The sequence below is a fragment of the Sphingobium sp. MI1205 genome, from assembly GCF_001563285.1.
GTDB lineage: Bacteria > Pseudomonadota > Alphaproteobacteria > Sphingomonadales > Sphingomonadaceae > Sphingobium.
Genome location: NZ_CP005188.1, coordinates 1,267,192 through 1,280,316, shown reverse-complemented (window position 1 = coordinate 1,280,316; position 13,125 = coordinate 1,267,192). Strand labels below are relative to the sequence as shown.

General features: G+C 62.7%; 13 protein-coding genes. 5 read left to right on the top strand and 8 right to left on the bottom strand.

What is annotated here, in order from left to right:
* Positions 1-22 precede the first annotated feature (22 nt).
* Genes K663_RS06140 through dxs form a run of 5 tightly spaced genes read left to right on the top strand, consistent with a single transcriptional unit; the run spans position 23 to position 5,087 of the window.
* The gene (locus tag K663_RS06140; RefSeq protein WP_062115435.1) at positions 23-445 is read left to right on the top strand and encodes an iron-sulfur cluster assembly scaffold protein; all 423 of its coding nucleotides are present in this window, start codon (positions 23-25) and stop codon (positions 443-445) included.
* Positions 445-2,265 carry a cation:proton antiporter domain-containing protein gene (locus K663_RS06135; protein ID WP_062115432.1) on the top strand — a complete coding sequence of 607 codons (1,821 nt, stop codon included), beginning with the start codon at positions 445-447 and terminating at the stop codon, positions 2,263-2,265. The genes K663_RS06140 and K663_RS06135 overlap by 1 nt, the downstream gene beginning before the upstream one ends.
* Positions 2,262-2,588 carry a DUF423 domain-containing protein gene (locus K663_RS06130; protein ID WP_062115429.1) on the top strand — a complete coding sequence of 109 codons (327 nt, stop codon included), beginning with the start codon at positions 2,262-2,264 and terminating at the stop codon, positions 2,586-2,588. Before K663_RS06135 ends, K663_RS06130 begins: the two co-directional genes overlap by 4 nt.
* A gap of 47 nt (positions 2,589-2,635) precedes the next feature.
* Positions 2,636-3,103 carry a Fur family transcriptional regulator gene (locus K663_RS06125; protein ID WP_037462142.1) on the top strand — a complete coding sequence of 156 codons (468 nt, stop codon included), beginning with the start codon at positions 2,636-2,638 and terminating at the stop codon, positions 3,101-3,103.
* 49 nt (positions 3,104-3,152) lie between these two features.
* On the top strand, positions 3,153-5,087 hold the full coding sequence (gene dxs, locus K663_RS06120; protein WP_201026682.1) for a 1-deoxy-D-xylulose-5-phosphate synthase: 1,935 nt from the start codon (positions 3,153-3,155) through the stop codon (positions 5,085-5,087).
* 174 nt (positions 5,088-5,261) lie between these two features.
* Here dxs and K663_RS06115 read toward each other — a convergent pair whose 3' ends face one another.
* The 8 genes from K663_RS06115 to gpmA all read right to left on the bottom strand — a co-directional run bounded on the left by K663_RS06115 (position 5,262) and on the right by gpmA (position 13,002).
* Positions 5,262-5,675, bottom strand: a complete 414-nt coding sequence (locus tag K663_RS06115; protein ID WP_062115425.1) for a DUF3035 domain-containing protein — start codon at positions 5,673-5,675, stop codon at positions 5,262-5,264.
* On the bottom strand, positions 5,675-6,187 hold the full coding sequence (lspA, locus tag K663_RS06110) for a signal peptidase II (RefSeq protein WP_062115422.1): 513 nt from the start codon (positions 6,185-6,187) through the stop codon (positions 5,675-5,677). The genes K663_RS06115 and lspA overlap by 1 nt, the downstream gene beginning before the upstream one ends.
* A 120-nt stretch (positions 6,188-6,307) precedes the next feature.
* A complete protein-coding gene (gene ileS, locus K663_RS06105) occupies positions 6,308-9,142 on the bottom strand; it encodes an isoleucine--tRNA ligase (RefSeq protein WP_062115419.1) in 2,835 nt (944 codons plus the stop codon).
* A 45-nt stretch (positions 9,143-9,187) separates the two neighbouring features.
* Positions 9,188-10,129: a bifunctional riboflavin kinase/FAD synthetase gene (locus tag K663_RS06100; protein WP_062115416.1), complete on the bottom strand. Its 942-nt coding sequence runs from the start codon at positions 10,127-10,129 to the stop codon at positions 9,188-9,190.
* 43 nt (positions 10,130-10,172) lie between these two features.
* The gene (locus tag K663_RS06095) at positions 10,173-10,673 is read right to left on the bottom strand and encodes a dihydrofolate reductase (protein ID WP_062115413.1); all 501 of its coding nucleotides are present in this window, start codon (positions 10,671-10,673) and stop codon (positions 10,173-10,175) included.
* A complete protein-coding gene (locus K663_RS06090; protein WP_062115410.1) occupies positions 10,670-11,740 on the bottom strand; it encodes a 5-(carboxyamino)imidazole ribonucleotide synthase in 1,071 nt (356 codons plus the stop codon). The genes K663_RS06095 and K663_RS06090 overlap by 4 nt, the downstream gene beginning before the upstream one ends.
* 1 nt (position 11,741) lies before the next feature.
* Positions 11,742-12,233 carry a 5-(carboxyamino)imidazole ribonucleotide mutase gene (purE, locus tag K663_RS06085; RefSeq protein ID WP_062115407.1) on the bottom strand — a complete coding sequence of 164 codons (492 nt, stop codon included), beginning with the start codon at positions 12,231-12,233 and terminating at the stop codon, positions 11,742-11,744.
* 82 nt (positions 12,234-12,315) lie between these two features.
* Positions 12,316-13,002 (bottom strand): 2,3-diphosphoglycerate-dependent phosphoglycerate mutase, encoded by a 687-nt coding sequence (gpmA, locus tag K663_RS06080; RefSeq protein WP_062120448.1) that lies wholly within the window; start codon positions 13,000-13,002, stop codon positions 12,316-12,318.
* Between the last annotated feature and the right edge of the window lie 123 nt (positions 13,003-13,125).

The window sequence follows — 13,125 nt, the reverse complement described above, 5'->3', positions numbered from 1 at the left end:
GACCTGTCCTAAAGGGGCAAGGATGAGCGCTCCCCTCTACAACAAGGACATATTGCGGCTTGCCGCCACTATTCCACATCATCAGCGGCTGCCGGACGCGCAGGCCAGCGTTGAAAAGCGTTCCCCGACCTGCGGCTCACGCGTGACCGCAGATGTACGGATGGAGGGCGGCAAGCTGACCGCGCTGGGACTGGACGTCAAAGCGTGCGCCCTCGGCCAGGCCTCCGCTTCGCTTATGGCGGCTCAGGCAATCGGGATGACCGCTGATGAGTTGGCGGATGCCCGCGACAAGCTGACCGCCTATCTTTCCGGGCAGAGTGATGACCTCGACTTCTGGCCGGGGCTCGCGATCCTTGCACCTGCGCGCGGCTACCCGGCGCGTCATGCATCGATCCGCCTGGGCTTTGAGGCCATTGCCGAAGCCGCCCGGATAGCAGACGCCTAATGTCCAACCCTGCCGCAGACGCAGCAAGCGCGCCCATCTCCGCAACCGACGTCCTGTTGACCGAAGGCGTGATACTGCTCGGCGCGGCAGTGCTGTTCGTCATGCTCTTCCGCCGCTTCGGGCTGGGCGCGGTGCTCGGCTATCTTGTCGCCGGCGCTCTGGTCGGGCCTCAGGGGCTGGGACTCGTAGCGGGTGCCGAATCAAAACTCGCCATCGCGGAAATCGGCATCGTCCTGCTGCTGTTCCTCGTCGGACTCGAACTGCATCCAATGCGACTGTGGCGATTGAAACGGGATATCTTTGCCCTCGGCTTTGCCCAGGTGGTGATCTGCGGATTGGCGCTAACCGCAATCATCTTCGTCACCACCGGCTTCACATGGGGCGCGGCAATCGCTCTCGGGCTGCCCCTGGCGCTGTCTTCCACCGCACAGGTCCTACCCAGCCTGAAGAGCAGCGGTCGCATCAACTCGCCTTTCGGTGAGAAGGTCTTTTCCATCCTGCTGTTTCAGGATCTGTCGATCGTCCCGCTGATTACGATCGTGGCCGCGCTATCGCGCAACCCCGCCGATGCGGGAGGCCCCCCCGGATGGTTGCTGGCGGGCTACACCGTCGCCGCGATAGCAGGGCTTGTCCTTGCGGGCCGTTTCATCCTGCGGCCCCTGCTGCAACTTGTCGGTCGACTGGGCGAACGGGAACTATTCGTGGTGGTTGGACTGTTCACCGTTCTGGCCGCAGCCGCCCTGATGCATGCGCTGCACCTCTCTACAGCGCTGGGCGCTTTCGTGGCGGGCGTTATGCTCGCCGACTCGCCCTACCGGCACGAAATTGAATCTGATGTTGAGCCGTTTCGGTCAATCCTTCTCGGCTTGTTCTTCCTGGCCGTCGGCATGGTGCTCGACCTGCACACCGTCGCGGCCAATCCCTTGTTCGTCATCGGCATGGCGGCAGCGCTCGTCGCCACCAAAGCGCTGCTGATCGCCGCTCTTGCCAGATTGTTCGGCATGGAATGGACGCAGGCCTTGGGTGCCGGCATGCTGCTCAGCCAGGGCGGGGAGTTCGGCTTCGTCCTGTTCGCACAGGCACAAAATGCCATGCTAGTCGCACCAGAGGGCGCGAGCATGTTCAGTGCGATCGTCACCTTCTCGATGGCGACCACACCCTTCCTGATGCTGATTGCCCGCCGATTCGAATTCGCCAAACCCAAGGGCGGAGCCAACCTTCCCGGCCCCGACGAAGCGACCCGTGGCACGGCGATCATCGTAGGCTATGGCCGCTTTGGCCAAACCGTCGCCCAGATGCTGATGGGTCACGGGTTCGAAGTCGTTTTGATCGACAAGAAGCCCGCGCAGATCGAGGTTTCCAGCCGGTTCGACATGAAGGTATATTATGGCGACGGCACCCGCATGGACCTGCTGCGCCGGTCTGGAGCGGAGGAAGCACGATTGATCGCCTTCTGTCACGACGATCCGTCATTCGACAGCCGGATGCTTGAACCTATCGCAGAAGCATTCCCTCAGGCTGCGCTTCTCGTCCGCGCCTTTGATCGGCGGCAGCTACTCGCGCTCAGGGACATGGATCTCGCGGGCGTCGTTCGCGAGGTGTTCGAATCCGCCATTTGCATGGGCGTTCAGGCAATGGAGACTTTGGGCGTCCCGCAAGCGGAGATTGAAGAAGTTGAGCGACAATATCGCGCGAATGATGCGGAGCGGCTGACCGTGCAAGGCGAACAGGGCACTTTGCTGGCCGCAAAGGATCTGATGTTCCGGCCTGGCCGCCGCATGCGCCTGATCGCGCGGGGAGAGGAGGAGGAAAAGGCATGATCGCGATTTTGGCTGCCTTGTCTGCGGCTTTCGGCATCGCAGCCGGCGCTTTCGGCGCCCATGGCGCTTCCAGCCCGCAAGCGGCCGAGTGGCTTCGGACTGGCTGTCTTTACCAGCTCATCCACGCCGTAGCCGCGCTTACCCTGGCCAGCCAGGCACGCGGTCCTGCGGCGCTGCTCCTGACAGGCGCCGCGATCTTCGCCTTCACCCTCTACGCCATGGCCGCAGGCGCCCCGCGCTGGCTGGGTGCGATTACGCCCATTGGTGGAACCTTGATGATCGCGGGCTGGTTGTGGGCCGCCTGGCTCTATTGGCGCGCCTGACAGACCCGCCCTTGTCCGAACCAGCACCCAGGCATAGATTGACCTACATGGCCGAACATCATCATCACCATCATGAGCCGACCGGGTCCAGCCTTGCCGACGCGGCGCGCATCACGCTTGAAGCGCAAAATGAGCAGTGGACGCCGATGCGGGCCGCAATTTTCGATGCGCTGGCGGCAGAAGAAAAGCCGACATCAGCCTATGATATCGCCGACCATGTCTCAAAGGCACGGGGAAAGCGTGTCGCGCCCAACAGCGTTTACCGCATTCTCGATCTGTTCGTGACGAACAACATCGCGATGCGGGTGGAAAGCGCCAACGCGTATATCGCTAACGCCCATCCCGGCTGCCACCATGACTGCATCTTCCTTGTTTGCCGTAACTGCAAGGAAGCCACGCATGTCGATAACGACGTGGTCACCGGCGATGTTCGCGCGGTCGCGGAGCATGAGGGCTTCCGCGCCGAGCGGCCTGTCATCGAAATTTTGGGAACCTGCGCCAAGTGCATGGCGTGAAGCGAGCGTTGCGCTTTCACCCGGAACGGCCTAGCGCGCTTGGGAGTCTATGTCTTTCATGAATGATCGCCCATCCACCCCGCTCCTCGACCAGGTTGTCTGGCCGTCGGACCTGCGCGCGCTGAAGCCGGAGCAGCTTGACCAACTCGCTGACGAACTTCGGCAGGAAGTGATTTCCGCCGTTGGCGTAACAGGTGGCCATCTGGGATCGGGGCTTGGCGTCGTCGAACTGACTACCGCCATCCATTATGTGTTCGACACGCCCAACGACAAGCTGGTCTGGGACGTCGGCCATCAATGCTATCCTCATAAGATACTGACCGGTCGGCGCGATCGCATTCGCACGCTGCGGCAAGGCGGGGGCCTGTCCGGCTTCACCAAGCGGGCGGAAAGCGAATATGATCCTTTTGGCGCTGCGCACAGTTCGACGTCGATTAGCGCCGCGCTCGGCTTTGCGGTCGCCAGCAAGCTCGCGGGTAAGCCGGGCAAGGGCATTGCGGTCATCGGCGACGGAGCCATGTCGGCGGGCATGGCCTATGAGGCTATGAACAATGCGCGGGAAGCCGGAAATCGCCTGATCGTCATCCTGAACGACAACGACATGTCGATCGCGCCACCCGTGGGCGGACTGTCGGCTTATCTTGCTCGACTCGTGTCGAGCCGCGAGTTCCTGGGCCTGCGTGATCTTGCCAAGCGCCTCGCGCGAAGGCTGCCTCGCCCGCTTCACAATGCCGCTCGCAAGACCGATGAGTTTGCGCGTGGCATGGCAATGGGCGGCACGCTGTTTGAGGAACTGGGCTTCTATTATGTCGGCCCGGTCGACGGACATAATCTGGATCAGTTGATCCCCGTCCTGGAAAATGTCCGCGATGCGGCTGAAGGCCCCTGCCTGATCCATGTTGTCACGCAGAAGGGCAAGGGATATGCCCCTGCCGAAGCCGCGGCCGACAAATATCATGGCGTTCAGAAATTCGACGTTATCACCGGAACCCAGGCAAAAGCGCCTCCCGGCCCGCCGAGCTACACCACCGTCTTCGCCAATGCGCTGGTCGCCGAAGCGCATCGCGACGACAGCATCTGCGCGATCACGGCAGCCATGCCGTCAGGCACCGGCCTCGACAAATTCGCGCAGGCCTTCCCTACTCGCTCCTTCGATGTGGGAATCGCCGAACAGCATGCCGTGACCTTCGCGGCGGGGCTTGCCGCCCAGGGCATGCGTCCCTTCTGCGCCATTTATTCAACCTTCCTGCAGCGCGCCTATGATCAGGTTGTTCATGATGTCGCGATCCAGAATTTGCCGGTGCGGTTCGCAATCGATCGCGCGGGCTTGGTGGGCGCTGACGGTTCGACGCATGCGGGCAGTTTCGACATCACCTATCTCGCCACCCTGCCCAACATGGTGGTGATGGCTGCGGCTGACGAGGCCGAACTGGTGCACATGGTGCACACCTGCGCCATGCACGACGATGGCCCGATTGCCGTCCGCTATCCCCGTGGCAACGGCCTCGGCGTACCGATGCCGGAAATTCCCGAGCGGCTGGAAATCGGCAAGGGCCGAATCGTCCGCGAAGGGCGGCAGGTCGCCATTCTCTCGCTTGGAACACGGCTTGAAGAAGCGCTGAAGGCTGCGGAAGTGCTGGAGGCCAAGGGACTATCGACCACAGTAGCAGATCTCCGTTTTGCGAAGCCGCTGGATGAAGCGATGATCCGCCGCCTGCTGACGACCCACGAAGTTGCCGTCACGATCGAGGAAGGCGCCATTGGCGGCCTCGGCGCCCACGTGCTCACACTGGCGAGCGACCTGGGGCTGATCGACAATGGCCTCAAGCTGCGGACGATGCGGCTGCCGGACATCTTCCAGGATCAGGACAAGCCGGAAGTGCAATATGCCAATGCACGACTGGACGCCGCAGCGGTCGTGGATACTGTGCTGACGGCTCTTCGCCACAACAGCCCCGGAATCGGCACCGAAGCACGCGCCTGATCGAAATCGACACACCCGCCGAACAGGTCGGGGGCGCATCCATCGATCAGGAGAAGATCGGAACCTGGTTTCGCGTGGCGATCACCAACCCTCTACCCTGAACCAGCCATCGGGCAAGCCTATAGGCCGGTTCACGACCTTTTGTCGAAAACCAGCCTCAAGCCGTCATATTGATCATGGCTGCGGGATTGCGGCGCGGGCGTCCTGACCGTCACCCTCGGGGGCAGCGATGATTTCGCGAGTGGTCGCGCCCTTATCAACGACCTCGGTGCCGGGGTCGCCAACCGACGAGCGAATGCCCGCCGCGGCATTGTCGCGCCCCGCAGCCGTCAGCGCCGAGCTTTCAGCCGCACTGCGCTGAGCGGGACCGCCGAACATCGCGTCCATCGCGGCGCGGCCGGAATCGACGGTCGCGGCGGCGGGCGTGCCCGGCGCGGGCGGGACGAGCGCATAATCGGGCGGGATCACCAAGGGAGCCTGACGCGACACAGCGAACTCATCGGGCCGCGAACGGTTGAAAAGGCCGCCGCCACCGCCGCAAGCGGACAGCAAGGAAATCAGGCCAGCGGCGAGGATCAGTTTACGCATCAGTTCAATGACTCCGTCTTTGCGCCCTTCTCGCGCAGCAGGAGCGCCCGCGCAAGAAGGATCAGCACCCCGAAAGTGATGGCCGCGTCGGCGAGGTTGAAAATCAGGAAAGGCCGCCATTCACCAAAATGCAGGTCTGCATAGTCGATCACATAGCCCAGCCTGATTCGGTCCACGATATTGCCAATCGCGCCGCCCAGTACGAGGCCTAGCGCAGCGACATCCTGCCGCGCCTTTTCGCGCCACATCCACACGCCCACGAAACCGGCGATCAGCATTGTCATGCCGACCAGTATCCAACGCATCATGTCCGTGTCGGCGTGGAAGAAACCCATCGAAACGCCGCGATTTTCCAGCCAGCGCAGGCGGAAGATCGGCAGGATTTCGATCCCCTCGTCCATCCGGCTTTTAAGCGCCAGCGGATAAGCCACGGTATATTTGATCAGCTGGTCGAGCGCCAAAGTGACGATCGCCACCGTCAACCCGAGCGGGCGATGATTGACGGCGACCATCAGCTACGCGCGCCGCAGGATTTGAGTGACGATAGTGACACGAGGAAACCCCTGAAATGCGCCATTAAGCAGTGCGCCCGGCGTATAGCCCGGCGCGGCGACTGTAGGACAGACTAAAGATCATGCGCCAAGCACTTCGTCGCAACGATTGCATAGCGCGCCGTCCTCCTCCACCTCCGGCAGCAAACGCCAGCATCGGCCGCATTTATGCCAGTCGCTGGGCTTGACGACGATGCCGTCGCCTACCCCCGTTTCGATGCGCGCCACGATGGCGATTTCGGCGAAGTTCACACCGTCGCTGGGAACCTGCTCGCCCATCGTGACGTCGGCCTCCAGACTGGAGCGGATCACCTTTTCGCGGCGGAGGGGTTCGATGGCTTCGTTGACCTGATTGCGCTGGCTACGCAGCCCGGTCCATTTGTCGTCCAGGCCGCTGTCGAGCCAGGTCGCATCGACTTCCGGCCATTCCAGGAAATGGACGCTTTCTTCGGGATTTGGATAGCGGCTTTGCCAGACTTCCTCAGCCGTGAAGGGGATGATCGGCGCGGCGTAGCGGACCAGCGCGTGGAACAGCGTGTCCAGCACGGTGCGATAGGCACGGCGCTTGAGATCTGCCTTCGCATCGCAATAGAGGCAGTCCTTGCGGATATCGAAGAAGAAGGCGGACAAGTCGCTATTGGCGAAGTCGAACAGCGCGCGGGTGTAGCGGCTGAATTCCAGCCAGTTTTCGCTGTCGGCCGCTTTGTCGACCACAGCCTTGAGGTCCATGTCGAGCCTGGCGAGCAGGTGGAGCATGTAGCGCTCCAGCTCCGGCATTTCGTTGACGGGCAGCTTTTCTTCTTCGGAAAAATCGGAAAGAGCACCGAGCAAGTAACGGAATGTATTGCGAAGTTTCCGATAGGCGTCGGAGGAACCGGCCAGCACTTCCTTGCCGATGCGGACATCGTCGAAATAATCGGTGCTGGCGACCCAGACGCGCAATATGTCGGAGCCGCTCTCTGCGATGACCTTCAGCGGATCGACCACATTGCCGAGGCTCTTCGACATTTTCCGACCCTGCCCGTCCAGCGCGAAGCCGTGGGTGAGGACGGCGTCATAGGGCGCGCGGCCCCGAGTGCCGCTGCTTTCGAGCAGCGAGGACTGGAACCAGCCGCGATGCTGGTCGGAGCCTTCTAGATAGAGGTCGGCGCGGGCATCGGGGCCGTAACGGCCTTCGACCACGAAGCTGTGGGTCGAGCCGCTGTCGAACCAGACGTCGAGAATGTCGTTCACCACCTCATAGTCGTTAAGGTCGTAATCGGGGCCGAGCAACGCCTGATGATCCGCGCCGAACCATGCGTCTGCACCTGCACCCTTGAATGCTTCGATGATGCGGGCATTGACTGCCTTATCAACAAGATATTCGCCAGTCTTGCGATGCACATAAAGCGCGATGGGTACGCCCCATGCGCGCTGGCGGCTGATCACCCAATCGGGGCGGCCCTCCACCATCGAGCGGATGCGGTTGATCGAGCGCTCCGGCACCCAGCGGGTGTTCTCGATGGCGTCGAGCGCAGTGCCGCGCAGGGTCGCGCCGTTGCTCTGGCGGGCGAGGATCGCTTCTTCCTCGGCGCAGCGTGGGATGACGCCATCGCTGATCGCACGGTCCATGGGGATGAACCATTGCGGGGTGCAGCGGAAGATGATCTTCGCCTTGGAGCGCCAGCTATGGGGGTAGCTGTGCTTGAAATCGTCGGAGGCGGCGAGCAGCCCGCCCGCTTCCCGCAGGTCGGTGCAGATCGGGCCGTCCTTGCCGACGAATTTCGGGTTGATGACGGATCCCTGACCGCCGAGCCAGAGCCAGTCCTCGCGATATTTGCCATCATTCTCGACGGCAAAGACGGGGTTGATGCCGTTCGTCTTGCAGAGCGCGAAGTCGTCCTCGCCATGGTCGGGGGCCATGTGGACTAGGCCGGTGCCCGCGTCGGTAGTGACGAAATCGCCCGCGAGAAAGGGGCGAGGCTTTGCGAAGAAGCCGCCGAGATGGTGCATTGGGTGGCGGGCGACAGCTCCCGCCAGATCCGCGCCCTTGAAATGCTTGTGCGGTTGGGCGTGGACGAAGCCCGAGCGTTCCTTGAAAGCGCCGATCAGGGCTTCGGCAACGATGAACTTCCGCCCCTCGCCTTCCAGCAGCACATAGTCGACCTCCGGCCCATAAGCCAAAGCCTGATTGACCGGAATCGTCCAGGCCGTGGTCGTCCAGATCACCGCATGCGCGCCGACCAGTTCCGGCGCGTTCGGCGCTTCGACAATCTCGAACGCCACGTCGATCTGGGTCGAGACGATGTCCTCATATTCGACTTCCGCCTCGGCCAGCGCGGTTTTTTCGACCGGGGACCACATGACGGGCTTCGCGCCGCGATAAAGCTGGCCGCTTTCAGCGAACTTCAGCAGTTCTGAAACGATGGTAGCTTCGGCATCGAACTTCATGGTGAGATAGGGATCATCCCAGTCGCCCATGACGCCAAGGCGCTTGAACTGCTCCTTCTGAACGCCGACCCACTTGTCCGCATAGGCGCGGCACTGGGCGCGGAATTCCTGGGCCGGAACCTCGTCCTTATTCTGCTTTTTCTTGCGATATTCCTCCTCGATCTTCCATTCGATCGGAAGGCCGTGGCAGTCCCAGCCGGGCACATAGGGCGCGTCCTTGCCGAGCAGCGACTGGCTTCGGACGATGATATCCTTCAGCACCTTGTTCATCGCATGGCCCATATGGATGTCGCCATTGGCGTAGGGCGGGCCGTCATGCAGGATGAAGCGTTCGCGACCTTTCCGCCGCTCCCGCAGCTTGCCGTAGAGGTCCATTTCCTCCCAACGCGCGAGGATGGCCGGTTCCTTCTGCGCAAGACCCGCCTTCATCGGAAAGTCGGTCACGGGCAGGAAAACGGTGGACTTATAATCAGGCTGGTCGGTCATGGAGGTCCGCGCGGTTAAACTATATGCTGGAATATCCGCGCGGCATTAGGCGAGGCGCGGCGTTCCCGCAAGGATTTGCCGCGCGGCGTCGCAGTCCCTGGCAATCTGCGCGGTCAGTGCTTCCAGCCCATCATATTTCGCTTCGGGGCGAAGATATTCGATCAACTGCACTTGGATGCACTGATCGTAGAGGCTTTCGGCAAAGTCGAAGAAATGCGGTTCCAGCAGTTCCTTGGGCGGGTTGAAGCTGGGGCGCACGCCCAGATTTGCCGCACCATCCAGCACGCGCCCGTCCGGCAGCAGGCCGCGCACGGCGTAGATGCCGTAAGCCGGGCGCAGATAGTGCCCCAAGTCGATATTGGCGGTGGGAAAGCCGATCGTGCGGCCCAGCTTGTCACCATGCTGGACGATCCCCTGAATGGTGAAGGGCCGGGTCAGCAGGCGGGTCGCCTCGGCGCAGTCCCCCGTCCTCAAGGCAGCACGGATGCGGCTGGAGGAGACGACTTCATCCTTTTCATCCGTGACTGGCGCGACCGCTTCAGCGCTCATGCCGCGGGCTGCGCCCAACTCGGCCAGCGTAGCAACCGTGCCGCTACGCCCTTGTCCGAAGGTGAAATCCTGTCCCGTGACGACCCCCGCGACGCCCATGCCCTCGACGAGCAGTTCGACGAATTGCTCCGGGTCCAACGCGGCCAGTTGGCGCGTGAAGGCGAATACCAGCATCGCATCCGCCCCGGCGGCGGCGAACAATGCCTGCCGCTGATCCAGTGACGTCAGGCGAAACCAGGGCGTGTCGGGCCGGAAAAGGCGCATGGGGTGCGGATCGAATGTCGCGACGATGACGGGACGCCCCTCCGCGCGGGCGCGAACGACCGCCCGGCCCACGACCGCCTGATGGCCGAGGTGAAACCCATCAAAATTGCCCAGCGCCATGATGCTCCCGCGCAGATGCGCAGGGATCGGTACGCCGCTTTCAAGCCGCTCCATGGCGGTGGCTATAGGGTCGCGCCCCGCCGCTGGCAATGCGGCTTCATGGCGCAGTGCGGCGGCGGAAGGTGACAAAGCTGTAGGCGGGATAGTCGCCTTGTGCGGAATGATCCTGCCGCGCGACCTCCTGCCATTCGGCAGCATCGGGATAAGGTATGGCCGCGTCGCCGGGCGGGTCCAGATGCACCTCGGTCAGTTCGATACGGTCGGCTTGCGGCAGGAACAGATGGTGGATTTCCGCGCCGCCTATCACCATGACGACGGGCGCATCGGCCAGCCGGATCGCCCCGGCAACGTCATGCGCAACTTCCCCGCCCTCCCCCGTCCATTCCACGTCACGGGTCAGGACGATGTGGCGGCGGCCGGGCAGCAAGCCGGGCAGGCTGTCAAATGTCTTGCGTCCCATGATCATGGGATGACCAATGGTCAAGGCCTTGAAATGCTTCAGGTCGGCGGGCAAGTGCCAGGGCAAGCCCCCGTCCCTGCCGATCACGCCATTATCGGCGCGGGCAAGGACCAGAACGATTTCAGCCGTTGCACTCACAATGTCAGCCGGGTGACATGGCCCATCTTGCGGCCAGCGCGCGCCTCATGCTTGCCATAGAGATGCAGGTGGTTGACCGGGTCGGTCAGGATCGCCTGCCAGTCATTGGCCTCTTCGCCGATCAGGTTGCGCATATACACGCTGCTAGCGGCGAGCGCCGTGTCGCCGAGCGGCAGGCCGCAAATGGCGCGAACATGATTTTCAAACTGGCTGGTGACGGCGCCCTCGATCGTCCAATGGCCGCTATTATGGACGCGCGGGGCCATTTCGTTGAAGACGGGACCATCGGCGCTCGCAAAAAACTCCAGCGTCAGCACGCCGACATAGTCGAGCGCCTGCGCCACCTGCGCCGCAAGGGCGCGGGCCGCATCGACCTGCGCCTCGATCCGTTCGCCACCAGGCGCAGTAGAGGTGGAAAGGATGCCATCGACATGGACGTTGGCAGGCGAATCCCAGAAACGGATGCCGCCATCGACGCCTCGCGCCAGGATGACCGAAAACTCCTCCTCGAAGGTGACGAAGCCTTCCAGTATCGCACTCTGCCTGCCAATCGAGTTCCATGCGCCGACCGCATCGCCCGGCTCATTGAGGCGCGCCTGCCCCTTGCCGTCATAGCCCATGCGATTGGTTTTCAGGATCGCGCGACTGCCGATCGTGGAGATCGCCTGCTCAAGGTCGTCAAGGCTCTCGACCGAGGCGAAGGGTGCGGTGAGCCCGCCCAGATCGCGGACGAAATTCTTTTCCGCCAGCCGGTCCTGCGCAACGCGCAAGGCGGCGGCACCGGGCCGCACCAATCCATGTGTGGACAGCACCTCGACCGCGCCGGGATCAATATTCTCAAATTCGTAGGTGACGACATCGACACTGTCCGCGAAGGCTGCGAGCGCCGACGCGTCCTCATATGCGCCATGGGTCCAGCGGGGGGAAACGTCTGCGGCAGGGCCGCTCGTTTCCGGCGCGTAGATATGGGTGCGATAGCCCAACTGCGCGGCGGCGATCGCAATCATCCGGCCGAGCTGGCCGCCGCCAAGAATGCCGATGGTGGAACCGGGCAGGATCGTCGTCATCTTATTCCGGAGTCTCCGCGACATCGTCGGTCTGCTTTTCCCGCCACATGTCCAGCCGCTCGGCCAGAGCATCGTCGGTGGTCGCCAGGATGGAAGCCGCCAGCAGGGCCGCGTTGATCGCGCCTGGCTTACCGATGGCCAGCGTGCCGACGGGAATGCCACCCGGCATCTGAACGATGGACAGCAGCGAATCCATGCCCTTGAGCGACTTAGACTCAACCGGCACTCCCAGCACCGGCAAGCGCGTCATCGAAGCGGCCATGCCTGGAAGATGCGCCGCACCCCCGGCTCCCGCGATGATGACCTTCAGGCCCCGCGACACAGCGCCTGTGGCATAGTCGTAGAGGCGCTGCGGCGTGCGATGGGCCGACACGACCTTGCACTCATGGGCTACGCCAAGCGCCGTCAGCGTCTCGGACGCGTGGCGCATGGTTTCCCAATCGGACCGCGATCCCATGATGATACCGACTGTGGCGGCGCTCTCTCCGGTCATTCGCCTGACTTCCCCTGATGGCGCGGAAAGCAAAGCCCCTTAGCGGCAGGACCGGCAAGGGGCAATGCGGGATTTGGCGGACTTAGCGCTCCGACAGATAATAGCGGTCCGTCGCCGTCAGATCGTCGGAAAGCTCATAGACGATCGGCTGTCCGGTCGGGATTTCCAGTTCGGTGATTTCATCGTCGGGAATGCCCGACAGATGTTTTACCAGCGCACGGAGCGAATTGCCGTGGGCGGAAATGAGGACGCGCTTGCCCGCCTTCAGCTCCGGCACGATCCGGCTTTCCCAATAGGGCAGCACCCGCGCGATCGTGTCCTTGAGCGATTCCGTCGAGGGGATGGCGATGCCGTCATAGCGCCGGTCCTTCGACAGGTCGAACTCACCGCCCGGCTCCAGCACCGGAGGCGGAATGTCGAAGCTGCGGCGCCAGATCTTCACCTGCGCGTCGCCATGCTTGGCGGCCGTCTCCGCCTTGTTGAGGCCGGTCAGCCCGCCATAATGACGCTCATTGAGACGCCAGTCCTTTTCAACCGGTAGCCACAGCCGCCCCATTTCCTCCAGCGCGAGGTTCAGCGTCTTGATCGCGCGGGTCTGGACCGAAGTGAAGCAGCGATCGAAATCCAGTCCCTTTTCAGCCAGCAACCGGCCAGCAGCCCGCGCCTCATCGACACCCTTTTCCGTCAGGTCGACGTCCCACCAGCCGGTGAAGCGATTTTCCAGGTTCCAGGCCGATTGGCCATGACGGATCAGAACGAGTTGGGACATGAAACGCGTCTCCTGCACTAAGAGCGAATGTTGGCGCATCCCATAGCGCCGGAAATCATGGGCGCAAGCTTGTGCGCCGGGCCTTCCGCCCCACATTGCAGTCGGTCCGCCGATCGGATAGCT